The organism is Claveliimonas bilis (assembly GCF_030296775.1).
In the GTDB taxonomy this organism is placed as follows: domain Bacteria; phylum Bacillota; class Clostridia; order Lachnospirales; family Lachnospiraceae; genus Claveliimonas; species Claveliimonas bilis.
The window spans coordinates 267,404-291,575 of record NZ_AP027742.1 but is presented as its reverse complement, the minus strand read 5'-3'; the positions used below and the strand labels follow the sequence as shown (position 1 = coordinate 291,575).

The 24,172-nt window shown below is 46.2% G+C and carries 22 protein-coding genes and 1 other RNA gene; 3 read left to right on the top strand and 20 right to left on the bottom strand.

Translation table 11 applies throughout. From position 1 onward, the window contains the following. Positions 1 to 170: 170 nt before the first annotated feature. From R2J37_RS01340 to R2J37_RS01305, 8 genes are read right to left on the bottom strand one after another with little or no spacing between them, the layout of a single operon-like run. Positions 171 to 1,544: a V-type ATP synthase subunit B gene (locus R2J37_RS01340; RefSeq protein ID WP_230107323.1), complete on the bottom strand. Its 1,374-nt coding sequence runs from the start codon at positions 1,542 to 1,544 to the stop codon at positions 171 to 173. 3 nt (positions 1,545 to 1,547) lie between these two features. Continuing rightward, positions 1,548 to 3,314 carry a V-type ATP synthase subunit A gene (locus R2J37_RS01335; protein ID WP_230107324.1) on the bottom strand — a complete coding sequence of 589 codons (1,767 nt, stop codon included), beginning with the start codon at positions 3,312 to 3,314 and terminating at the stop codon, positions 1,548 to 1,550. Positions 3,315 to 3,338: 24 nt separating this feature from the next. Continuing rightward, positions 3,339 to 3,656: a V-type ATP synthase subunit F gene (locus R2J37_RS01330; protein ID WP_230107325.1), complete on the bottom strand. Its 318-nt coding sequence runs from the start codon at positions 3,654 to 3,656 to the stop codon at positions 3,339 to 3,341. After that, positions 3,649 to 4,617 (bottom strand): V0D/AC39 family V-type ATPase subunit, encoded by a 969-nt coding sequence (locus R2J37_RS01325; RefSeq protein ID WP_230107326.1) that lies wholly within the window; start codon positions 4,615 to 4,617, stop codon positions 3,649 to 3,651. Before R2J37_RS01325 ends, R2J37_RS01330 begins: the two co-directional genes overlap by 8 nt. A 29-nt stretch (positions 4,618 to 4,646) precedes the next feature. Continuing rightward, a complete protein-coding gene (locus R2J37_RS01320; RefSeq protein WP_230107327.1) occupies positions 4,647 to 5,240 on the bottom strand; it encodes a V-type ATP synthase subunit E in 594 nt (197 codons plus the stop codon). A 43-nt stretch (positions 5,241 to 5,283) separates the two neighbouring features. Next, complete coding sequence (locus tag R2J37_RS01315; protein WP_230107328.1) at positions 5,284 to 5,769, bottom strand: V-type ATP synthase subunit K; 486 nt, start codon at positions 5,767 to 5,769, stop codon at positions 5,284 to 5,286. 3 nt (positions 5,770 to 5,772) lie between these two features. Continuing rightward, positions 5,773 to 7,788 (bottom strand): V-type ATP synthase subunit I, encoded by a 2,016-nt coding sequence (locus R2J37_RS01310; RefSeq protein ID WP_230107329.1) that lies wholly within the window; start codon positions 7,786 to 7,788, stop codon positions 5,773 to 5,775. Between the two features lie 45 nt (positions 7,789 to 7,833). Further along, on the bottom strand, positions 7,834 to 8,142 hold the full coding sequence (locus R2J37_RS01305; RefSeq protein WP_230107330.1) for a hypothetical protein: 309 nt from the start codon (positions 8,140 to 8,142) through the stop codon (positions 7,834 to 7,836). A gap of 260 nt (positions 8,143 to 8,402) precedes the next feature. On the opposite strand from R2J37_RS01305, the gene R2J37_RS01290 reads away from it, so the two are divergent. Further along, the gene (locus R2J37_RS01290; RefSeq protein ID WP_463510212.1) at positions 8,403 to 9,554 is read left to right on the top strand and encodes an IS91 family transposase; all 1,152 of its coding nucleotides are present in this window, start codon (positions 8,403 to 8,405) and stop codon (positions 9,552 to 9,554) included. 40 nt (positions 9,555 to 9,594) lie between these two features. After that, complete coding sequence (locus R2J37_RS01285; RefSeq protein ID WP_164488446.1) at positions 9,595 to 9,771, top strand: hypothetical protein; 177 nt, start codon at positions 9,595 to 9,597, stop codon at positions 9,769 to 9,771. Positions 9,772 to 9,891: 120 nt separating this feature from the next. On the opposite strand, the gene R2J37_RS01280 is transcribed toward R2J37_RS01285, so the two are convergent. The 5 genes from R2J37_RS01280 to R2J37_RS01260 all read right to left on the bottom strand — a co-directional run bounded on the left by R2J37_RS01280 (position 9,892) and on the right by R2J37_RS01260 (position 16,533). Then, on the bottom strand, positions 9,892 to 10,386 hold the full coding sequence (locus tag R2J37_RS01280; protein ID WP_230107331.1) for a tRNA (cytidine(34)-2'-O)-methyltransferase: 495 nt from the start codon (positions 10,384 to 10,386) through the stop codon (positions 9,892 to 9,894). 18 nt (positions 10,387 to 10,404) lie between these two features. Next, on the bottom strand, positions 10,405 to 11,286 hold the full coding sequence (locus R2J37_RS01275) for an AIR synthase-related protein (RefSeq protein ID WP_316266038.1): 882 nt from the start codon (positions 11,284 to 11,286) through the stop codon (positions 10,405 to 10,407). Between the two features lie 21 nt (positions 11,287 to 11,307). Next, the gene (locus R2J37_RS01270; RefSeq protein ID WP_230107333.1) at positions 11,308 to 12,876 is read right to left on the bottom strand and encodes a VanW family protein; all 1,569 of its coding nucleotides are present in this window, start codon (positions 12,874 to 12,876) and stop codon (positions 11,308 to 11,310) included. A gap of 209 nt (positions 12,877 to 13,085) precedes the next feature. Beyond that, the gene (locus R2J37_RS01265) at positions 13,086 to 14,903 is read right to left on the bottom strand and encodes a B12-binding domain-containing radical SAM protein (RefSeq protein WP_316266037.1); all 1,818 of its coding nucleotides are present in this window, start codon (positions 14,901 to 14,903) and stop codon (positions 13,086 to 13,088) included. Positions 14,904 to 15,219: 316 nt separating this feature from the next. After that, on the bottom strand, positions 15,220 to 16,533 hold the full coding sequence (locus tag R2J37_RS01260; protein WP_316264893.1) for an IS30 family transposase: 1,314 nt from the start codon (positions 16,531 to 16,533) through the stop codon (positions 15,220 to 15,222). A 174-nt stretch (positions 16,534 to 16,707) separates the two neighbouring features. Between R2J37_RS01260 and ffs the strand changes: the two genes are divergently transcribed. Next, positions 16,708 to 16,969, top strand: an RNA gene (gene ffs, locus R2J37_RS01255) — signal recognition particle sRNA large type. A gap of 48 nt (positions 16,970 to 17,017) precedes the next feature. Here ffs and tadA read toward each other — a convergent pair. The 7 genes from tadA to R2J37_RS01220 all read right to left on the bottom strand — a co-directional run bounded on the left by tadA (position 17,018) and on the right by R2J37_RS01220 (position 24,090). Further along, entirely contained in the window at positions 17,018 to 17,497 is a 480-nt protein-coding gene (tadA, locus tag R2J37_RS01250) for a tRNA adenosine(34) deaminase TadA (protein WP_230107335.1), read from the bottom strand. An 86-nt stretch (positions 17,498 to 17,583) separates the two neighbouring features. Further along, positions 17,584 to 18,465, bottom strand: a complete 882-nt coding sequence (locus tag R2J37_RS01245) for a hypothetical protein (protein ID WP_316266036.1) — start codon at positions 18,463 to 18,465, stop codon at positions 17,584 to 17,586. A 68-nt stretch (positions 18,466 to 18,533) separates the two neighbouring features. Then, complete coding sequence (locus R2J37_RS01240; RefSeq protein ID WP_316266969.1) at positions 18,534 to 19,952, bottom strand: deoxyguanosinetriphosphate triphosphohydrolase; 1,419 nt, start codon at positions 19,950 to 19,952, stop codon at positions 18,534 to 18,536. Between the two features lie 61 nt (positions 19,953 to 20,013). Next, positions 20,014 to 21,042, bottom strand: coding sequence for a hypothetical protein (locus tag R2J37_RS01235; RefSeq protein WP_316266035.1), 1,029 nt, complete (start codon positions 21,040 to 21,042; stop codon positions 20,014 to 20,016). 129 nt (positions 21,043 to 21,171) lie between these two features. After that, complete coding sequence (locus R2J37_RS01230; RefSeq protein ID WP_316266034.1) at positions 21,172 to 21,813, bottom strand: 4'-phosphopantetheinyl transferase family protein; 642 nt, start codon at positions 21,811 to 21,813, stop codon at positions 21,172 to 21,174. Continuing rightward, complete coding sequence (locus R2J37_RS01225) at positions 21,810 to 22,361, bottom strand: M48 family metallopeptidase (RefSeq protein WP_256193441.1); 552 nt, start codon at positions 22,359 to 22,361, stop codon at positions 21,810 to 21,812. The genes R2J37_RS01230 and R2J37_RS01225 overlap by 4 nt, the downstream gene beginning before the upstream one ends. Continuing rightward, positions 22,342 to 24,090 carry a glycoside hydrolase family 2 protein gene (locus R2J37_RS01220; RefSeq protein ID WP_230107340.1) on the bottom strand — a complete coding sequence of 583 codons (1,749 nt, stop codon included), beginning with the start codon at positions 24,088 to 24,090 and terminating at the stop codon, positions 22,342 to 22,344. Before R2J37_RS01220 ends, R2J37_RS01225 begins: the two co-directional genes overlap by 20 nt. Positions 24,091 to 24,172 lie beyond the last annotated feature (82 nt).

The window sequence follows — 24,172 nt, the reverse complement described above, 5'->3', positions numbered from 1 at the left end:
CTCCTTCTCGCTGGAGGGCGTGCGCCCTATGCGTTCTTCCTTTCCCGCCATGCCCCAGCTCGATTCCGCTCCGCTCCTTCTCGCTGGAGGGCGTACGCCCTATGCATCTGCACAGAATCAGTTGTCAGCAGATAAATCTGCACAACTGATTCTGCACATCTGCGCATGGCTTATTGTTTACCATAGTACATATCCAGATACTTATCGTCGATTCGTTTCAATTCGGATCTTGGAAGTATGGACAGCAGTTTCCAGCCAATATCCAGTGTCTCTTCTATAGATCTGTCTGTGTTGTATCCCTGGGATACGTATTCTTTTTCAAATTCGTCTGCAAATTTTGCATAGATCAAATCGATCTCTGTCAGAGCTGCTTCACCAAGGATCGTCATGAGCTCTTTCGCGTCTTTTCCGCGGGAATATGCGGCAAAGAGCTGGTTCATTGTATTAGAATGATCTGCTCTTGTCTTACCCTCGCCGATACCTTTATCTTTCAGACGGGACAGGGACGGCAGTACATCGATGGGCGGCTGAACGCCTTTCCGATACAGATCACGGCTTAAGATTACCTGACCCTCTGTGATATATCCGGTAAGGTCCGGGATCGGATGGGTCTTGTCATCTTCCGGCATGGTCAGGATCGGGATCATCGTGATACTTCCGCTTTTTCCTCTCTGACGTCCTGCACGCTCATACATCTGTGCAAGGTCTGTGTACATATATCCGGGGTAGCCGCGGCGTCCGGGAACTTCTTTTTTCGCTGCGGAGATCTCACGGAGAGCATCCGCATAGTTTGTGATATCGGTCAGAATAACAAGGACATGCATATCCTTTTCAAACGCAAGGTATTCTGCCGCAGTCAGCGCCATACGCGGTGTGGAAATACGCTCAACTGCAGGGTCATTTGCCAGATTGACAAACAGAACAGTTCTGTCGATGGCTCCTGTCTCCTTGAAGGATTCTACGAAGAAGTTAGACTCCTCAAATGTAATACCCATAGCAGCGAATACAACGGCGAAATTCTCGTCTGTTCCCCGCACCTTTGCCTGTCTCGCGATCTGGGCTGCCAACTGTGAATGAGGCAGACCGGAACAGGAGAAGATCGGAAGTTTCTGTCCGCGGACAAGAGTGTTCAGTCCGTCAATGGCAGATACGCCTGTCTGGATAAACTCTTCCGGGTATACGCGGGCCGCCGGGTTCATAGGCAGACCATTGATATCTCTTCTTTCATCCGGCAGGATTTCCGGGCCGTCGTCAATCGGACGTCCCAGACCGTCGAATACACGTCCCAGCATATCGCCTGACACGCCAAGCTCCATGCTTCGTCCAAGGAACCGCACCTTGCTGTTGCTAAGGTTAATTCCTGCAGCATTTTCATAGAGCTGTACAACTACATTGCTTCCGTCAACCTCAAGCACCTTGCAGCGGCGTTTTTCTCCATTTGCAAGTTCAATTTCTCCGAGTTCGTCATATGTGACTCCCTCTACACCTTTTACCATCATAAGTGGTCCGGCAACTTCCTGTATGGTTCTATATTCTTTTGGCATAGTTTAGAAGTCCTCCTTTCCGAACGCACCTGCGATCTCTTCTTTTAATTCCTCTAATATTTTTTCGTACTCTGTCTCCACATTTTCTGTGGTTGTATATTTGTAACGTCCGATTTTTTCTCTGACAGCCATTCCCAAAAGAGCATTCATTGACGCCCCTTTATTCAGAGCCTCCATAGACTGCTCATAGAATGCCAGCACCAGCTTCATCATCAGATACTGTTTCCGAAGCGGTGTGTAGGTGTCTACTTCGTGGAAAGAGTTCTGATGCAGGAAGTCCTCACGGATGGATCTTGCCGCTTCCATCTTCAGGCGGTCCACCGGTGAAAGTGCATCCATACCTACCATCTGTACGATCTCTTCCAGCTCTGCTTCTTCCTGCAGAAGGCTCATCATCTTCTGGCGGTCTTCCATCCAGTCAGGTGCCACTGTATTATTGAACCAGTCACTGACATTATCCAGATACAGAGAATAGCTGGTCAGCCAGTTGATAGCCGGGAAATGTCTCTTGTATGCCAGGTTGGAATCCAGGCCCCAGAATACTTTAACGATACGCAGGGTTGCCTGTGATACCGGCTCTGAAGTGTCACCGCCCGGAGGAGATACGGCTCCGATAACGGACAGAGATCCTTCTCTTCCTTCTTTTCCAAGAGAGATCACATGACCTGCTCTTTCGTAAAATTCTGCAAGACGGGAACCTAAGTATGCCGGGTAACCTTCCTCACCGGGCATTTCTTCCAGACGTCCCGACATTTCACGGAGCGCCTCCGCCCACCGTGAAGTGGAGTCTGCCATCAACGCAACGGAATATCCCATATCGCGGAAATATTCTGCAATGGTAATTCCTGTGTAAATAGACGCTTCACGGGCTGCGAAAGGCATATCCGATGTATTTGCGATCAGAACCGTTCTTTCCATTAGGGAGCGTCCTGTCTTTGGATCCTTCAGTTCCGGAAATTCATTCAGAACGTCCGTCATCTCATTTCCACGCTCGCCGCATCCGATATATACCACAATGTCCGCTTCTGCCCATTTTGCCAGCTGGTGCTGAATAACTGTCTTACCGCTTCCGAATGGTCCCGGTACTGCAGCAACACCGCCTTTTGCAATCGGGAAGAAGGTATCGACTACACGCTGTCCGGTTACAAGAGGTACATCCAGCGGCAGTTTCTTTACATACGGACGTCCGCGCCTTACCGGCCATTTCTGCATCATGGTCAGCTCTTTGTCTCCGTCCTTTGTCTCCACTACTGCAATGGTCTCTTCTACCGTAAATTCTCCGGACTTGATTTCTTTTACTGTTCCTTCCACACCGTAGGGAACCATGATCTTCTGCTGTACGATGGCTGTCTCCTGAACAGTTCCCAGCACATCGCCTGCTTCCACTTCATCTCCGACCTTTGCAACCGGAACAAATTCCCATTTCTTATCTCTTTTCAGGGCTGCAACCTCAACTCCTCTTTGCAGGTTGTTTCCTGAAATCTTCATAATATCGTCAAGCGGTCTCTGGATTCCGTCATAGATGCTTGCGATCAGACCTGGTCCAAGCTCAACCGCCATTGGAGCTCCTGTGGACTCTACCGGTTCTCCCGGTCCAAGTCCGGATGTCTCCTCATATACCTGAATGGACGCCTCATCACCGTGCATCTCGATGATCTCCCCGATCAGACGCTGCTTACTTACACGTACAACGTCGGACATGTTTGCATCACGCATACCGGATGCAATGACAAGGGGTCCTGCTACTTTTTTAATCGTACCTGTACTCATAACGGACGAATCACCTCTACTTTCTTAGTTACTGAATAAGATGTCAGAACCGACTGCCTGTTCCACGGATTTTTTCACGCCGCGGACACCATTCCCCGTATTTCCGGACACTCCGGGAATCTCTATGATCGCCGGAATGATCTGATCCTGATATCTTGCAATCTCATGTTTTAATTCAGCTGCCAGCGCTTCTGTAATATAGATCACCCCATACTCTTCTGCTGCCAGCTGATGTAATCTTGCCTCGGCCTCCTCCTGGGATGCGATGGGAAATATATCCAGCCCAAGTGCGGCGAAGCCATAAACGCTGTCATAGTCGCCCATTACTGCTATCTTATACATACATCTCCCTTACCCTTTCCCGGATTGAATCATCCGGAAGTTCGCTTCGCTTGCCGGAAAGTATGATTCGTACCGTTTTGATTTCATTCTGCCTTGCAAGTACATAGGCTACTACCGGGCCTATGGTAAATGATTCATATTTCTGCGGGCTGATCGTCTGTATGATGCGGTTGTCGCACCAGCGTTCAAATGCGGACGGGGACTCTGCAAGTGCCTCGGCGCCTCCTGCGTACTCTGTACCTGCCAGGTAGTCCCGGATTGCTTCCGGCCCGTTAAGGGCTGCCCTGGACAGCTGATCCACACTGATGCTTTTGCATTCAGCCATAGCCCGTTTCATAAATTCTATTGTTTTCGCGGTTTTCTGTGAACGTACGGCAATCTTGATGTCTGCAACTGCAACCGCTGATTCTGCGTAATCCCGGATGATCTTATCCTCCGCTTCCATCCCTGCTTTGTAGATCGCATCCAGCGCCGCCCTGTCGATCATAATATCGCAGAGCTGCCCGTCACGGGTGTGAAGCAGAGTATCGTAAGCTTCCGCCGCCACAGAACTCATGATTCCGGGCAGCCGTCCAAAATCCTTCTCCCGGATAATTTCCAGCATTTCTTTTCCCGGGACAGCCGCATCTTCATAGTAAATGTCACGTCCTGTATCTTCCGTGCACACTTCTTTGATGGCCGCTTTCAGATTATGGAAAAGCTTCGGATATGAGAGGACGTCAAATTTTTTCATATCTATGGAAAGTTCCTTCATAACCTGCCATATCTTCTCTTCCTCTCTTTTTAACATCCTTTCTGCATCTGCAGACGTATCGTTGTCTCCCCATCCGCGCTCCGCGAGAAACTGAATGCACTGTTCATAGCTTTGACACGCAATCAGCTGCTCGATCACAGCGTTGGAAAAAAGAGAGACTTCCAAAGCCCGTATGCGCGCAACCGCGTAGGTATACATTTCACTCATTTAAGCTCCTCCTTACGCTTTTGCCAGGCTTATAAAAATAACAGCTGATAAACACAGTCTGATAATTCATCTTTCTTCGCATCGAACATTGCCCTTATCGTACAGTTTTCTTCCACTCCGCCGTACACAAGGATAAAACCGTCCGTCACTTTTTTATCTTCTTCTCCAAACTTCAGGCTTCCGCCCCTGGCTTTCGCTGCCGCCTCTATTTTTGCTGCAAATCCGTCCGGCATTCTCTCCCGGTCTGCTGCAGAAAAATAGATTTCTCCCTCCTGGGCAAGTGCATATTTATCAAGCATTTTTTCAAGCAGCGCGAAATAGGATTCTGTATCCATCGCACATACTGTCTCATAGGCTTTTTCAAGAACTTCGGCAATCACTTCCTGCTTTGCTTTTAAGATTTCTGTTCTTTTCTTAAGGTCAATGGAAGATGCCACCCGCTCCTTATAATTTGCAATTTCTGCCGCTGATTTCTGGGAGATGCCGTCTGCAGCTTTTGCCGCTTCCTGTGTGGCCGTATCCAGGATCTCTTTTGCCTGGTTTTCGGCCTCCTGGATCTTGCTGTCAGCAGTTGCTTTCGCTTCATCCAGGATCTGGCTTTTCATTTTTTCTAATCCAGTCATTTTCAGCTCTCCTTTTTCTCCCTTTATTTTTGGTTTCTTTTCACTATACCTGGATTCCGTTTACTGCCAGGAAAGAAATCAGAAGAGAAAGGATGGCGTATGTCTCAACCATCGCCGGGAACAGCATCGCTTTACCGAACTGATCCGGTTTCTTTGCCACGATTCCAATAGAAGCCGCTGCTGCCTGTCCCTGTGATTTACCGGAGATCAGTCCCACAATACCAACCGGCAGGCATGCTGCAAGGATCAGAAGTCCTGTCTGTACACTGATATCTGCAATTCCTCCTCCGAGGATACCGATCTTGGACAGTGTAATGAATCCGACCAGCAGTCCGTAAAGTCCCTGCGTACCAGGCAGAAGCTGGATGACCAGAACTTTTGCAAATTTACTCGGATCTTCTGTTACAACGCCGGCTGCTGCCTGACCTGCAATACCTACACCAATGGCTGAACCGCATCCTGCAAATAATACTGCTACTGCTGCACCAAGCAAAGCATATACAATTCCTAAATTTTCCAAAATATTCATAACCTATGTTTCCTCCTTAATATCTACATATTTCGTGTCTGCACAGAAAGGCTCAAAAGGTTTTCCTCCACCTTCATAAAATTTACCGAAAAATTCCACAAACTGCAGACGATTTGTATGCACATATGCTCCCAGCAGGTTGATCGCCAGATTCAGTGCATGACCTACAATAAAAATAACAATAAATGCAATAATTCCGAAAATATTATTCGGCACCATGCTTCCCATCTGGTTGATAACAGAAGCAATAACTCCCGTTGCCAATCCCAGCGCCAGCAGACGAGAATAGGACAGCACATCGCTTAACCAGCCGGTAATATTGTAGAGATCGTATGCTCCAAGAGCAAGTCTGATCCCTGGGTTTTTCGTTCCCCGCCCCGACATCAGAACAATTCCGACTGCTCCAAAAATCGCCAAAACCTTGGCCATAAGATTCACCACATCCGGGAATACGATCTCTGTCTGGGCGATAGATGCAAACAAACTGCTCGGAAGCAGCATCAGGATCAATCCCACAACCAGGCAGAACCATAACACCACATCACAGAAAAAGTCCATAAACTGTCTGTTTTTAATGCACATATATCCTTTAATTCCCAGCCCTACAAAAAGATGAATCACGCCAAATAGCATAGAGTATACCAGCAGCTTCATCGGATCATTCAAAGGAATAAACCATAATGCCGCCGGTGTGATCGTTGTTCCGAAAAATTTTGCCGATACCACATCCACAATATTTCCAAAGTATCCGCCAAACAGGATTCCCCAAATGACAGTGGAAATTCCACAGAACATAAACAGTTTGATAGACTGGTACATTCCGGGACTCATACGCGGAAATTTCTTCAGCAGGACAAAGCAGGCAATTGCCAAAATTGCTCCGTATGCCGCATCTGACAGCATCATGCCAAAGAAAAATACATAGAAAAATGACATGATCGTTGTCGGGTCAAATTCTCCTCTTTTCGGAAGACCATAGGATTCCACGATTCCTTCCCAGCTCCTGGAAAAACTGTTGTTTTGAAGAATGGTGGGAACTTCTTCTTCCTCTCCCACTTCTTCTACATCCATTACACAGTCGTAATTTGCGCCAATGGCTTTTTCCAGCGCAGGCACAAATTTTTTGGCTGTGTATCCGCTGATGACAAATGTCCTCTGTGACTGGGGCAGGGTTCCCAGCACCTCATATTTCTCAGCTCTCATGCGGAAATAGTCTGAAATGTATCTCAGCCGCTCCCTCTCTTCGGCACAGGACTTGATCTTGTCTTCCTGCTCTTTGATTTCATTATTCAGTTGTTGTATGCTTTCTTTCAGCTCCTGCGTCTTAACAGACGGTACTTCCTCCGACAGTTGTGCCGGTCTGGCAAATCCCGCTGATCTCAAGACCTCTTCCACCTTTGACGCGTCCTTTCTCATACAAAGGACCGCCAGATATACCGCATCCTGATCAGATGATATGATCTGTATATCGACAGCTTCCACTTCGGGGAGCTGCTCTGCCAGAGTGCTGTATACGTCCTGAAGCTGCGTCTCCGCCGCCATGGTCCCTATGAACATGGCAACTTTTTTTGTTCCGGAATAGTTCATTGGAACTTCCAGAGAAAGATACGGGGTCAGACTTTCAATCTGATTTTCAAGCTTCAGGATCGCCGCCTTTTTCTCTGCAATAACCTTACTGGTCTGGATCAGATCAGCAGCCGTATCCATGATTTTCTCTTTGTCGGCAACCGCTGACTGGAATCGGCTGCTGCCGATCAGCTTTTTGCCTTCCAACGAAGCAAACATGGATTTTGACTCCGGAGCGTATCCATCCAGTACATCCAACGCCTGATCCGCAATATTGGCTTTTTTTTCAAAGCTGACCCGGGCATTCATGGTATCCATTCTGGAAAATGCGTCATCCTCATCGGCCACCTGGCTGATTTCCAGGATCCCCATGGACTGCAGCTTCTCCAGAATTGACTTCCGGTCCTTCTTCAGCGCACAGATACTGACTCTTTGCATCTGCAATACTGCCATAGACTCATCCCTCCTTTTCCTGTTTTTGTGATGGTCCTTCCCACATCAGACGAGGTTATCAATGACGGTCTGAACAGCTTCATCCATCTTTTTCCCCGCTTCTTCTTTGAGAGCAGCGACCTGCACATTTACCTCTTCGAGCGCTTTTTTCGCTGTCTCATCTCCCTCGGCCCGGGCAGCGTCCATCTCCGCCTCAGCTTTGGATTTTGCATCTTCGAGCGTCTTATCCTTCATCTCCTTCGCTTCCTCCGATGCATGATCAAGGATACCCCGGCATTTTTCTTCTGCCTGTTTTACAAGCTCTTCTGCTTGCTTTTCTGTCTCCTTTATGGACTTAATGGTTTCCTCTACCATGTGTTCACCACCTCTCTTGTAGTTAAGATTTTACTATGAATCAGTAGAAAAGTCCAGTTTAAAGTCTCAACTTTTTAAATCGTCTCCTGCAATAATCACTCAATTCAAACAATTTCCCATTTAATCAGTCTTGTCGCACAGGCGATTTCAGGCCTCTATAATGGCATAAAAAATAGGCTTCGCCTATTCAACTCCCCTACCCCTCAATCATGAGGGGATAGGGGGTTTTCTTTTGTTACTTTTTCTTGCATAATAGACTTATGAACATCTTACAAAGAATCTTTGCAGACCATTATGAAGAAATTAAATATACTCTTCATCCCAGAGAGACTGAGATGGAAAATATCAATAAGATGATCAACTGTGGTGATCCTTCTTTTGGCGGTGCCATGTACAATTGTCCGCACTGCGGGAACTTCAAATTCGTTCCTTTCCGCTGTCACAGCCGTTTTTGCCCTTCATGTGGCAACAAATATTCTATGGAACGCACCACCAGTATGTCTTTCAAACTCGTTAGCGTCCAACACCGCCATTGCGTTTTTACTATTGATGAAAATCTCCGCAGCTTCTTCCTTCAGGACCGATCTCTTCTGAACTGTCTCTTCCATTCCGTCTCCAGTGTAATATCAAGGATGTTTTTCAATCTAAACCATGCCCAAAATTTTACTCCCGGCTATATCATGGTCCTTCATACTTTTGGCCGCGATCTCAAATGGAATCCCCACATTCACTGCCTCCTTTCCGAAGGTGGCTACAGTAATGACGGCTTCTGGCGCCATGTAAAACACTTTAACTACAACTATCTGCGCAATGCTTTCCGCACGGCTCTTCTCAATGAACTGGAAGACCGGATTGGACCTTCTTTCAAAAAAGTGAAAGCGAAATGTTACACTCAGCATAAGCAGGGCTTCTATGTCTATGCTAAACCGAATCTCTGCGATCCGAAAGTAGTGGCTAAATACATCGGCCGCTATCTTGGCAGGCCAGTAATTGCCACTTCCAGGATTGACCGGTATGACGGAGATATCGTTACTTTCCACTATAACCGTCACGAAGATGAACAGTATGTGGAAGAAACTTTGCCTGTTATGGATTTCATAAAACGTCTCATCCGACACATCCCGGAAAAACATTTTAAAATGATCCGCTATGGCGGTCTGTATGCAAGGCACCGCAAGATTGATTCAAAACTGCACCGTGTCATCTCAAAAGAAAAGCATAGGATATACCGCAGCTTCACTCAATGGAGAACATCTCTTTTTCTCTCCTTCGGATATGACCCCCTGTATTGTTCCGAGTGTAATCATAAAATGGAGTTCTTGGAACTTTATTACAACCACAAGCGCGTACCTCTCGAAGAAATGTACGAGAAAGTAATGTCCAAATCTCGTGGAAAGCGTTCCTCCGCGTAGAACCGTTGTGATATAATCCTCTCAAAGGAGGTTGCTTACCATGAAACCAGATATTGAGGAACTGCGCAAAAAGTACATAGAGAATCCACCCGAAGGAATGACATCCGAGGACATTCGCCATATGAGCGAGGATGACCTTCTGGATATGGATTATTTTCTGAATGAAGACGACCCTTTTGACGATTTGTTTGGAGAAGAAGGTTTTTATATCTTCTAAATCTAACCATCGTCCTATTGTCATGCCCACTCCCCTGTTGATTTAACATATGTTCGATCAGTAGGGCTTTTTCCCCCTTATCCAAAAATCGGAATTTCCTATAAAGTAAAAAAAGGGCTTTTACTCCCATTCCAAACGGTGTAAATGCCCTTCTTTGCACATTCCTGCAAAATTATTTTGTCTAAGCGCTTCATACAGTACAATCGCAACAGAATTTCCCAGATTCAGCGAGCGAATGTCTCCTACCATCGGGATCCGGATACTTTCTTCTTTATGTTTTACCAAAATCTCCTCTGGTATTCCTGCACTTTCCTTTCCGAACATGATATAACAGTCCGGTTCATAATTTACTTCTGTATATATTTTTTCAGCTTTTGTCGTTGCCATGTAGATTTTTGCTCCCGGATTTTTCTCCAGAAAATCTTCATAGTCGATGTACGTTGTTACATCCAGGTCTTTCCAATAGTCCATGCCGGCCCTCTTCAGGCTTTTTTCATCTAGGCGGAAGCCAAGAGGTTCGATCAGATGAAGCCTGGCTCCGGCAGCCACACAGGTTCTTCCGATATTCCCTGTGTTGGCCGGAATCTCCGGCTCATGCAACACAATATTCAACATCTGTTTTTCTCCTTTTCGTCACTGATATAATTTGAAGATCTCATCCGGAGCAGGCCGGTCCAGATAACGGATCTCCTCTCCATTTTGGATCACCTTGTCTCTGCCGGCAGTTATTCTCCCGATCATCCGTGCTGCAATGCCTCTTTTCTCCAGCATCTGCACCGCCTTCTCTCCATCTGATACAGTAAAGAGGAAACAGCCGGCTGACGTAAGCTGATAAGGATTCAGCCGGAAATACTCACATACCTCTATGGTTTCCTGTAAAACGGGGATCTTCTTCATATCGATCCTCATTCCGCCACCGGTTTGCTCTGCCAGGCGCCACAGCGCGGCAAGTATCCCTCCATGGCCCACATGCAGCACAATATCTGCTCCGCTCTCCCTCACTGCATCGATTTCCCGAAGATTTTCCGGACAGATTTGATATTTCTGTATTTCTCTTAAAAATGCAGGCGCAAAATGGCCGGACAGCTCTTCCTGTTTTTCCGATACGATTCTAAGCATTCCTTCCATGCCGGCCCATTTTGTCATGACAACCGCTTTTTCTTCCGCTTCTTTTGACCCTTTTCTCTTTTTTTCTGTCACTCCGCTGATGGTGACGGTCACTTCAGGAACAAGAAGAGCTCCATTCACCGCCGTTTCTATTTCCGCCTTTCGGATCCCCTCTTTTTTGCTTTTCTCTCTTAAATCCTGCTTCAGCCAGGACACATAAGATTTTTCCGTCCCGGCGGGCGCCTGAATCCTGGCTTTTACTTTAAGGCCTTCCGCTTCAGCGGCCGCCATCGCATACATTCCATGATAAAATGCCAGGGCTGCCAAAGCGCGGTTGTTTCCGTACAAAACAGACGTTTCTGCCACTGCTTCATATTTATTCTCTTTATCCATGGATTTGTTTCTCATACTCCATTCTCCGGTCTTATTTTACGACTGCTCCCGGGCCTGTTCGTCAGTCTGCTGCGCTGCAGCATCTTCCTGATTCTCCGTTGCCTGACCGCCGCCTTTGCTGACTGCTTCCGAGATCTTAGCCGCATCCTGGGAAGCGATAGCTGACTGCAGTGCTGCTACTGCCTCTTCACTGCCTCCGGCCGTTCCCACTTCAATAATTTCATCTGAAGCCGAATAGCTGCTTGTATTAAAGACTTCCCGGCTTACCTCCTCGCCATCCTCATAGACAATCTTCCAGAGCCTTGCCTCAACGCCATCGTGAGGACTGCCGGTACTTGTCATTGTTCCAAAGGCCGCCTCCGGATTTTCTTTATATGTTGTTCCATGCTCTGTCGTGCTGACTGTCTCGCTTTCGTATTCCACTTTCCTGCCTTCCGGCCTTGTATCTTTGCCGTATATAATAAACTGAAGCTGGTTGCTGCTGTTAATTTCTCCATATATATAGATCGGCGTATCATAGGAATTTTTGAATTTAAAATCCAGATAGTCTCCTGCGATCGCCGCATCTCTGGACGGTTTTACATAGGCCACTGTCATGGAATGAGGCGCACGCTCCACTATCTCAAGCTCCGCATAGATCACTGCATTGTAAAGAGTTGTAGATACCTGGCATATGCCTCCGCCGTAATCCGAGACGACCTGCCCGTTCTCATAGGCGCCGGCTTCCACATATCCGTTTTCAGCAGTATATGGTCCGGTAACCTGCCCTACAGACAACGTTTCTCCCGGCATGAGGATCTTACCGTTCAGCCTTTCCGTCCCGGTCTTCAAATTATTCCATCGTTCTCCTCCTCCGGCGTCTGTCCAGAAGCTTCCCAGTTCATCCTGAATTTCCGAGAGATCCTCCTCAGTAATTTCCGGCTCTTCTTTCTTGGTAGAAACCTCCACAGAAAAATCTTCATGATTCCATTCCTGATTCAGCTGCTCTGTGATGACTTCAATCGTTGCTTCTATGTCCACCGCTTTTCCTTCCTGTTCAGGGGTGATCTTAAAGCCTGTGGCAGTTTTCTCTATTGCCGCATCCTGGGCTCCCTTTATCAGAGGAACTGCCCGCTCATTTAAAACGGCCTCTGTCAACTCTTTATCCAAAGTGAACTTTTCCCGGATCACAAGACCATCCGCTTCCAACCTCTTCATACGGCGGTATCTGGTCCAGACACTTCCCTTTTTCCCGTAATCTACCGCCTCTTTTGTAAGGCTGTCCAGATCATCAGAAGAAAGTCCCAACTCTTCCAATGTAGCATCGGCACTTCCATTTTCCGTTTTCAGTGAAACGGTTACAGCCCGGTCTTCTGCCAGATGCTCCTCAAGCAGTTCCTTCGCCTGGTTCCTTGTCAACCCCGACACATCTACTGTCCCGATGCTGATATTGTCCGCGATAATATCTCCTTCTACTGTATTTACATATTTTCTAAGCGCAAGATAAGAGCCTGCAAAAACAAGAAGGATCAGAAAAACTGCTGCAAAAAACAGAACTGTCATCCTCCTTTTCCTTTTCAGGCTCATTCTTCTTGTGACTTTACGGCGCCTTCTTTCTGACGTCATGATTTCACCTCTTTATTCTCACTCCATCTTATTTCTTCTCATGTTAAATCCGGTCTACACCATAATCGAAGGAATCACTGATGTTGCTACCATAGCAACAATCACAATCATAATAACGATAGCGATGACCCTTCTCGTTTTCTTATTATTAAAATTCATTTTCTGATATTCCTCTCTTCTTTAACTCTGCTGCCTACATTTTAAACTCTTTATTTGCTTTTTGCAACCTGCCGGTCACTCCCGTTTCCAATCCGCTCCGGCACTTTCACCTCAAGCCACAGCGCATCTTTTGTCAATGGATCTCTCCTGCTGTAATCGAACAAAATGTACCTGCCTTTCAATGGAAAATATTCCAGATGCGTCATTCTTCTCATCTGATTTCTGTCATATTCCATGTAATGAGGAAGGTATATGTGTTCCTTTTCCTCCCTCTCATAGAAAAGGCGCGCTGCTTCCTTTTCTACCAGGTATTCCCCGACAAACTCAGGACGGCTCTTGGCATTCTCCCGCAGATAATAATCAAAAACCAGGCATTCCCTGAACTTCTCTTTCTCTTCCGGAAAAGTTTCTTCAATATAAGACAAAAAGATCTGATATCTTGCCGGCCGGGAATGCTGAAGGAAATTGAGCCTTTTTCTTTCGTAAAATTCCGCCAGATTTCTATACAGATCAAAGGGAGATTTTACATTTTTCTCCAGACATTCTATAGAAAGTGTAAACTGTCCGCTGTTGTAATAAACCTCCACCATCTCTTCCACGCCTTTTAAAATAAGTATATCAGCATAAGAAAGCCACTTTGTCCTAAGGACCTCATAAGGAGGGCTGCTTTTGCAGACAAGACGGTAGTCCTTTTTCCGCGTTTCCATAAAGGAACCCTTCAGCACTTTCAAAAAACCGAGTTGAAGCTGATCGGGATGCAGGCGATAAACATCATCAAACGAAGCCGAAAAACTTGCCAGATCTTCACCAGGCAATCCCGCTATCAGATCCAGGTGCTGATGAATGTTGTGATTTTTTTGAATTTTCTTCACCTTTTCAGCAACCTTATCAAACTGCATCGTCCGATGAATTTCTCTGATAGTGTCGGGATTCGTAGACTGCACGCCAATCTCCAGCTGAATCAGTCCCGGCCTCATGGCCCCCATCAATTCAATCTCTTCTTCCGTCAGAAGATCTGCAGATATTTCAAAATGAAAATTGGTAACACCATTATCATGCTCCCGGATATACTTCCAAATCTCCATCGCATGACGGTGACTGCAGTTAAATGTCCGGTCCACAAACTTCACTTGGGGGACCTTGTGTTCCAGAAAAAACTGCAGTTCCTGTTTCACCAGCTCCAGACTTCGGAAGCGAAGCTTTTTATCTACGGAAGACAGACAGTAACTGCAGGAGAACGGACATCCCCGGCTGCTTTCATAATATATGATCTTATGCTCAAATTCTTTCATATCCCCATAGACAAACGGAACTCTGTCCAGATCCATGACCTCTCTCCAGGGATGGTCCTCAATCTCTCCCTTTTCATTTCTCCAGGCAATTCCCTTTAAGCAGCTTTTATTCTCCCCGGACACAAGAGCTGCAAAGGTTTCTTCCCCCTCACCCTTCATGATTCCTTTCACTTCAGGAAATTGTTCCAGCATGGCAGGCGCATCGAAAGACACTTCCGGTCCTCCCAGCCAGATTTCGGTATCGGGAAGAATTTTGGCTGTTTCCCTGATAAGATCTTCTACCATGGAAATATTCCATATATAACAGGAGAAGCAGAGCATATCCGGCTGTCTTTTATAGAGATCCTCCAGAATCGCATCCTCCTGCTGATTGATGGTATATTCTGCAATTTCTATATAAGGTCCATCGCTTTCCGTGCACGATCCGCTGCCGGCAGACTCTTTGGATTCTTTGTTCTCTTTAGAGCCAGGCATCACAAAACAAGCCTGTGCATAGCTTTTCAGGCTGTACACCGCCAGGTTGGAATGAATATATTTTGCATTTATAGCTGCTAACACAATTTTCTTCTTCATCATGCCTGTTATTCTACTATATTCCATAGGAATTTACAATGAAATATGTGCAAGGTTCATTGACAGCTAAATTGAAATTTTAAATTCCGGTGAAGAGGTAAATTCCACCATACTTTATTTTTCGCGGATTTTACAGGGGATTTTTAAGCAAAATCTCCAGTTTTCTGTTATAATTAGCTAAACTCATCGAAAAATACTTGATTTCTGGGCATGGGAAACGGACCGCTGGAATACGGTGTGCGGGACTGAATTCCACCGGCCACATCTAAAAAATGTGAAACGTTTACTTCCAGTCTGACAGCAGATTTCGATCAGTTGATTAGTGATTAAAGCGGATCAGCTTAGGCGTCAGATTTACCTCATCCGGGGCAATCGGTCTAAGCTGAAATGCGTTTAAGACCTCTTCTCCAAGTGCTTCCAACGCGACGCTGTATGGCGTCCTCCCACCCAGGCTTTCCCTCGGTGTGGAATTGATATGGTTCACAATCAGGTTTACGTCCCATTGTGTAAGGAATTCAAAACTGGTTCCTTTTGGGAGGATCATCCGCAGCATCGTGTGTGCTTGTTCCAATCCGCCCTTCTGCCCACTCTGCATCGGGTCACAGTAATAAATGCTGGAACGCTGTATTCCGTTTACGCCGGTTTCCAAAGCATCCGGATCACCAAATTCAGAGCCCCGGTCCGTGAGGATATATTCAAACACGGAAGTAAATTCATAGGTTCCCATACGCTTTTCCAGACGGTCAAAAACAAGACGGACAGCGCCTTTGGTGCAGCGGTTCATCAGAAAAGCAAGGAAGAGTTTTTCTTTGGTGAAAAACATGGTCAGCAAGGTCTTTTTTGATTCCCTGGAAGAATGGACAGTATCCATCTGGACATAGCCTGTAAGGGCAAGGGAACAGAAGTCATGATATAATCGGTTGCTAAAGACTGCTCTGTCCGTGATCTGTGTTTTATGGCACCTTCTTGGTTTGAAATGAACTTTCCGTTTCAGATCTATGTTCCTTGCCGTAAAGAGTCCCTGGTCAAGATACGAATACAGGGTACGGACGGACATATCCAGCTCCGGATGGTTTGTCAGGATATGATAGGGAGACTGTCCCTGTTCGATCAGAGGGGAAATGATCTGATCCTTTTTGTGAAGCTCCCGTTTGGTCATGTTAATACCTGTTCTAGAATCCCGGAGTTTTTCCCGGTATTTCCTGTCAGCGAACCTGGCGTTATAAGAGTATTTGTGGGCAAGCGTGCAGTGATTGATTTTTTTCGTACAGCCGTTGCAGACATAGGGAGCCCGGTCAAGCCTTACGCAATGCTCTTTTTCAAAGTTTCTGCAGGTTTGGTTGCAGGTAGGACAGGATGCGCATTTGATTCCGCACAGGACAATCTTTCCACAGGCGTTCGTTTTCTTACAGTGATAGCGGTGAATACAGAAGTTTTTGGCATTATAGAAAGTCCCTTTGTGATACCAGTCTGAGAGACGGTGAGCCCTGACTTCTTTAGAGATTGTAGTAGGATCCTTACACAGGAACCTGGCAATATCCTTAAAGGAAGTGCCCTTATTTAGTTCGTTTTCGATATAGATACGGTTTTCAAGGGTAAGATGTTTTTGGTTACCAGGAATATATTTACTCATGATGAGCCTCCTTCTACTGCTGTCAGAAGGAGAGATAACCATACCATGGATGTATGAAAGAGTAAATATCAACTGTGCAGAAGTAAACGCTACTACCCGTAGGAGAGGTGGAATTTAAAATTTCATTTTTGGAGGTTCATTGACATTTTTCCCAAAACAAGGTAAAATAGTGAACCGTGCAGCCGGGGTGGTAGCGGTACCTTGAACCTGCAATCCGCTATAGCAGGGGTGATATTGCGCAGAGGGCGAAAGCTGGCAGGGCTGCCCTTGGTAAGTGACGTTGATATCCGGGTCTTACGCGACGGAAATCCGTGAACCGTGTCAGGTCGGGAACGAAGCAGCACTAAGCGGAACCTTCCGGGTGCCGTGAGGGTGCCTGGGTTGAGTAAACTGCCAAGGTAACGCCTGTTGGCCCAGTTCGAAGCGCAATGCACAAAAAAGAAATCCGACATCGTGTATATATAAAGAAGGAAGGTCCCATTTATCAGGCACCTTCCTTCTTCTTTTTTTTCTCCCGCAGTTCCCTGAAAAACGATTTCATCAGTTCCGAACACTTCTCTTCCAACACCCCTCGCGTTACATCCGCCTGGTGGTTAAACCTGTCCACCTGAAGAAGATTTAAAACAGAACCTGCGCAGCCTGCTTTCGGATTCATACATCCGATCACTACTCGGTCCATGCGGGATTGGATGATTGCCCCCGCACACATCTGACATGGTTCCAGCGTCACATACAAAGTACACCCCTCCAACCGCCAGTCCCCCAGCTTTTTGCTGGCTTTTCGAATTGCCGTAATCTCCGCATGAGCCAGTGGGTTCTTGTCCGTATTTCTTCTATTATACCCCCTGCTGATAATTTTTCCCTCGTGCACGATCACACATCCGATCGGCGTTTCCTCCAGCGCATAGGCCTTCTTCGCCTGCTTCAACGCTTCCTTCATATACTTTTCATCCGTATCTTTCATTTTTACCCACCACTTTCTTCATTTTTACCCACCGATTAGTGCAGTTTGGGACGTAACAAAGTTTAACTTTGTTACGTCCCAAACTGCTACCGTTTCACCTGGCGGCACCAGTACCCAAAATCATCTTCTTCGTTTTTCTCATCCGCCTCCAGGGCTATCTCATCATCTGCGATCCGCCGGAACTGCGGAAAGCCAAATGCTTCTGCCGCCTGGGCCTCTCTGGCATGATACACGCCCGGAACCCCCAGCAAACACTGTTCTCCTTCTTCTATCAGGAGAAGATGATGATAATTGTAATACCCATGCAGCAGGAAACTATTATTGGCAAGCCGCCATTCGCATCGTTTCAGCCCTGCAATATCCTGGCGCTGGATCTTGATATACCGAACCCCATCTGACGAAGACCGAGATCCCTCCTCTGATCCCCTCTCTTCTGCTTTTCCTTCTTCCTCGCCGGTATCTATCCAATCATCCTCTGACATCTCGCCATCCATCTCTTCCTCACATACTTCATCTTCCTGCGTCCGGATCTGTTCTTCTTCGGCCTTTCTCTGTGTCATCTCTAAAATATCCGGTTCCGGATCTTCTTTCCACGGCTGCATTTGTTCCACAGCTGCCGGAGTATCATCCCATACTGCTGCAAACCGCCTTTTGCTTCCGTTTTCCAGAATAACGCCTTCAATACGAGAATAATTTTCCCGCCTTCCCGTATCTTCAGGAGTAAAAAAAAGTCGATAATTGACTGCCGGATTTACATGTTCAATGTCCCCCTGCCAGATCCCGATGCATTGTCCTCCTTTTAAATAAAAAATATAGACTTTCAGCGTCTTATCTTCTGCAAGGTGAAGCCCCTTTCCATGAATATGTACCACCGTATTTTCATCCTGCTGTTCTACCTTGACAAATCCTACATTTCGGATTCGCTGTCCATTCTGGTATTCATACAAATAGCGAATAAACCGTTTCAAACCTCCACTTCCATTCTTTGTTTGGTTATCACAATCTATTCGCCACACCCACGGAAAATGCCTCTTCCTTACAGAATCGCTTTCAGCTCCTGATAAAGCCGCTTTGCGTAACTGTCTGTCATGCCGCAGATATAATCTGTAACAAGCAGCAGCCTAAGATAGAGTTTTTCCACGTCCGTTTTTCCTTTTGCATGATAATGATAGGCATTTTTGTAGTTACTGGATATGAAGGAAACCATCCTCTCATCAATGGAATCCAGCTCTTCTCCCGGATCATCATATTTGATGATTGCACTCACAAAACAGTCCATCAGATAATCGATCATAACCGCTTCTGCCACCTCCATCCGGTAAATGGGCCTGGAGGTAAAAACCTGCTGATAAGCCATTCTTCCCAGCAGTTCCATCAGCTCTTCTGCAAAGGTCCCATAAAACAGGTCATGTTTATAGGTACCCTCCATAATTTCTTTATAGTTGGACGTAAATCCAAAGGTCGCGCATGATATGAGGAATCCCTGCGCTCTTACGATCCAGTTCTTAACCGCATATTCCTCCGGATTTCTTACCTTCTTTTCCAATCCTCTTTCATATAACTGGGCTAATTTCTGTGCTGGATTAAAAGAAACTTTTTCGTTTTTATTATCATTTTCAAGTTTCTCAAGTTCCTGTAGCAGAAAATAGTAGGAAATGAAGCCTTTTATAAACGCGTCTTCGATGTCTGCAGTTTTGTAGGCTATGTCGTCCGCCGCTTCCAAAATGAATGTCAGGGGATGCCTGCAGCCATTTGTCCCTGTGGCCTGCTGTATTTCGCGGAACATATCTTCATCCGCATAGTAGTAGCCCATCTTTTTCTCTTTAATATCTTCCGAATCCTCCCGAATCCCCACCGAGGGAACCGGATATTTTACGATCGTATTCAAAAGAGCATAGGTCAGATTCATCCCGTTTTCATCAACCAGGAAATGAAGCTTGGTCACCAGACGAAGCGCCTGGGCATTCCCTTCAAAATGATAAAAGTCCTCTTTCATCTGTTCCGTCAGCACATCTTCTATCAGCTTCCCGTGAAAAGTAAGCTTTGAAAGATTCCTCCGAAACCATTCCCGTATAGCTGTTTCACCGAAATGTCCAAAGGGCGGGTTCCCAATGTCATGGATCAATCCGGCACACTGAAGGATATTGCAGATATCCTCTTTCATCTGCGGAGTAAACTCCGGGTCCTTTTTATATGCAAGAATATTTTCCCCGATGTTTTGTCCCAATGATTTCGCCAGAGACGACACTTCCAGAGAATGCGTCAGTCTCGTTCTGATAAAATCACTTTTATCCAAAGGAAATACCTGCGTCTTATCCTGCAGCCTCCTAAAAGAAGCACTGCCAATAATACGGTGGTAATCCTTCTCAAATTCACTTCGCAAATCTGTTGATCTGACATATTTTCTGCTGCTCTCTCTGCTTCTTTGCGGCGACAAAAGCTGTTCCCATTTCACCGAATACCGCACCGCCTTTCCTGTTTCCTCCAAGAACAAATCCTACCTTTTGCTCTTCCCGTTAATCTAAATAAATCGGAGGCTCATAATCATTTCCAAGCAACGCTTTCTTTCTCTCCTGATATCCCAGGAAAGCCCATTCTGTCATATCTGTCCACTGGTGGTTGCTCCTGTCATAGACCTGTACATATCCAATTCGTTTCGGATGCATACGCACAGTGTTTGTCTCATATTCATGGCCGGTATAAGGATTTACCTCGCCTTTTTCCAAATCCTCTTCCTCCGGATCCCCCGGCAGATCCATCTCACCTTCTGCCTGTCTGTTTTCTATTTCTTCTTCCGAACTATTCTGCTCCTTACTCTCCCGGTCTTTTTCCTCCGTTTCATCTGACAACGCTTCTGATATTTCATCGGAAACTTCCATGGCATTTTCTTCTTTTTCTTCCTGGACTTCCTGTTCCGTCTTTGCGTCTTCTTTTCTTACTCTTCTCTGGAAGAAATCTCTCCAGCTTCCTCTCTGCTTTTTAACCGGTTTTTCACTTTCCTGTACCACTTCTTTCTGCAGCTCTTCCTGTGGCTCCTCTTCCTTCTCCTCTGCCTCTTCCCGGATCGTCTCCTGGGGTTCTTCTTCCGGTATTACCTCATCCGCTTCCGAATCATCTGCCGCTGCAATGTCTGCTTCCGGTTCTTCTGTTTCCGGAGCTGTTTCCAACTCATCCAGGCTATGATGAATATCCATCAGCTCTCCGATTGTAATATCTCTTTCCGCCGGCATTTTCTTCTCTTTTCTTTTCTTCTTTTTGGTAAGCAAAGTAAGCTCCGCCTCCGTCGGCGCAGCCTGTCTGTTTTCCTTTTCTTCCTCTGCCTTGGCTTCCCCTAAAATACTAAGGTGGAACGGGCATTCCAGAATTTCGGCAATCATGCGCATATCCTGCTCCTGGAAATTATCCCTTCCCAAACGCTGAGTCAGATTCTGCCGGGACATCTTCTTCCCGGTCCGCTCTTCAATTATCTCTGCGAGTTCTTTGATTGTCATGCCTTTTCGGCTTAAGATAATTTTGACCTGTTCTCCGAATGTAAGATCTAACATGATATTCCTCCTTATTCAATTGAAATATACTCTCCCTGAAGGTCTACAAATTTTCTTTAGTAAACTTTTTTATTTCTTCATAAACCTATCTTTTTCCCATAAATATTTTATCAAAACATAAGATATCCGTCAATCCGGGATTTCGCTTTCCAGCTCTGTCACTTGTATTTCCGCAAACTGATCCGATGTACTGCACACCGCCATTTTAGCATTTACACCGTCCATCTGATATTCTTTATAAAAAAATCTTTCCGGAAATTCCTCCGGCTTTTTCACAAGTACCGGATGATCTTCTTTGTCAAATTCTATCTCAAATTTTCTTGTATCAAGCTTCATTCCCAGGCGCACCGCTTTCATAAAGCTTTCTTTCAGCACCCAATACCTGAAAAATGCATCCGCCCGGTTCCTGTCGCCATCCTGTTTTTGAATATGTGCCATCTCCCCCGGACAAAAAAATCTTTCCGCCACCTTCATCCTTGCTTCTTTGACCGTTTCAATATCGCATCCGACCATTTCCCCCTCCCGGTCAGAGGCACTGCAAAGGACATACTTCCCAGAGTGAGACAAGTTAAAAGTTTCTTCTCCACTCCAGCCGTAATAAGATTTCATTTTCTCCCATAAAATCCAGGCTCCCACGCTCTGGGCACGGTCTATCGGAAACCGGAGCCTGTCTGCTTTCCTTTTTCGCTCTTCCGGCACAAGCTCATAAAATTTCTTAAAGCACTTCTCTTCCGTCAATTTTGAAATATCTGCAAGCCATGTGTAGATCATACTCCTGACTCCCTCAACCTCTTTCTTCTTATCTTCCAGTCCGGAAGAAATTTTGTCATATAATTCTGGAAACGCTGATTATGACTTGGCTCGATCAAATGGCACAGCTCATGCACCAGCACATATTCCAGACACTCTTCCGGACAGAAAATCAGCTTTGTATTCAGTCTGATCTTCCCTGTCCTCGGCGTACAGCTGCCCCATCTCGTCTTCATCCATCTAAAGGTCCACCCGGAAGCGTGTACTCCCATAACCGGCTCCCACTTTTTCGCATATTGCAGTACCTGTTTTTTCATTTTCTCAATCTGCCCCTTTGTGGGCTGCCCTGCCTCTCCTTTTCCTGCCTGCGCCCTCATCTTCTCCTGATGGAGCCTGATCCATTCCTCTTTTGAGTCCACAAATTTTTTAATCCGTCCAGAAGGTGTTCCTTTCGGCGCAGTCACAAGCACCTCCCCTGCCGGAGGTCTGATATACAGATTAATATTCTTAATCCTGCGATACTCTATCTGCACAGGAATACCATTCAGATCATATATCATACTGCTCATTCCACTCCTTCAAAACTTCTTCCTCTATTTTCAGCATTTCTCTGTCATAGGTATAAATTCCATTTACTTCTTCCTCCACATCAGAAAGCTGGGTGTAAATGGTCACAGACAGTCCCTCCGCCAGTTTCGGAATAATCTGTTTCCGCATCAATTGTGAATATCCCCGTGTCAGTTCTCTTTTACTTCCGAAAATGCGGTATCCATATACTTTACTGTACATGCTGTGTTCCCGAACCCTCCAGCAGTAACCGCCAAATTCTGTCAGCGCAGTAATCCTCTTGTCTGCTCTAAGTTTCAACTCAAAGAAATAATTATGGATACTCCGGAAATCTCCACCGGCCTGATCAAACCAGCCGCTGGCCTGATCCACCAGACGTGTTTCATCCTGTTCCCTGGCAGCCGCCGTAATCTCTTTCGCATCGAACTGCCCCCAACCTTCATTGAAAAGGACCCATGTAATGATAGACGGATGATTCTGCAGAAGCCGGATAGTCTCTTTCATTTCTTCTACAAAAATTTCCCGGCTTTTCCCTTCTCTTCTCCCAAGGAGCCCATATGTACGATCCGTCACACGCAGATTTATTTTTTCAAATGCATTTGCCATGTAAGTGACATACCAGCGCTTGTACGGACGGCCTCCGCAGACCATATCCTGCCACACCAGCATTCCCAGGCGGTCACAGTGATAATACCAGCGTTCCGGCTCAATCTTAATGTGCTTGCGAAGCATATTGAATCCCAGTCGCTTCATCTCTTTAATATCAAATTCCAACGCTTCATCGGTCGGCGCAGTATAAAGTCCATCCGGCCAGTATCCCTGATCCAGCACTCCCTTCTGCAGATATGGGCGGTTGTTTAAAAACGGCCTTAAAATACCTTTCTCATCCTTTTTGGCCGAGATCTTGCGCATAGCAAAATAACTGTCCACTGTATCTTCTCCAAATGTAACTGTCATCTGATACAGAAACGGATCTTCCGGACTCCAGGGATGCATCTCTTGAATCGGAATCTGTAAAGGAACCCCTGCTTCCCCTTTAGCTTCTACGGGCTGCATTTCCTCCGAAGAAATTTCCACTGTAAATCTTCCGCCCCTGTTAGAACACACCGTTATTTCAATCATTTCTTCATCAAATAGAGGTGTAGTCTTTATCTCTGTAATATATCGGCCGGGAACCTGCTCCATCCATACGGTCTGCCAGATTCCGCTCTGTGCAGTATAAAACATTCCGCCTTTGGCAAGTTTCTGCTTTCCCCGGCTGTAATAGGAGTGATCCGTAAAATCTCTTACTGCCACTAAAAGCTCATTTTCTCCTTCTTTCAGGGCATCTGTTACATCTGCAGTAAAGGGCAGATATCCGCCAAGGTGTTTCGTTACCAATATCTTATTTATATATACAGCCGCAAACTGATCCACCGCACCGAAATGCAGAAGCCATCTTTTCCCATTCTCTTTTCTCACTTCCCGGGGCAGGATCCTTTTGTACCACAGCACCTGCCTTGGCCGAAGCTGCCTTTCCACTCCGGAAAGAGGCGCCTCCGGAGAAAACGGCACCAGTATTTTCCCGTCAAATCGGTCCGGAATGCGCTTCGTCCCCATGATAGCATAGTCCCAGAATCCATTGAGATTCAGATAGCTTTCCCGTTTCATGGAAGGCCGGGGATATTCCTGCAGCACCTGGCCTTGGCTTTCCTTAACCTGATCGGTCCATCTTGTTTTTAACTTTTTCATGTGCTGCCTCCTTTGCCTCTCGTCGTTTTCCTTATTATAACGGATATGCCGGAACCTCACAAGTAAGACCTCTCCACTCGCC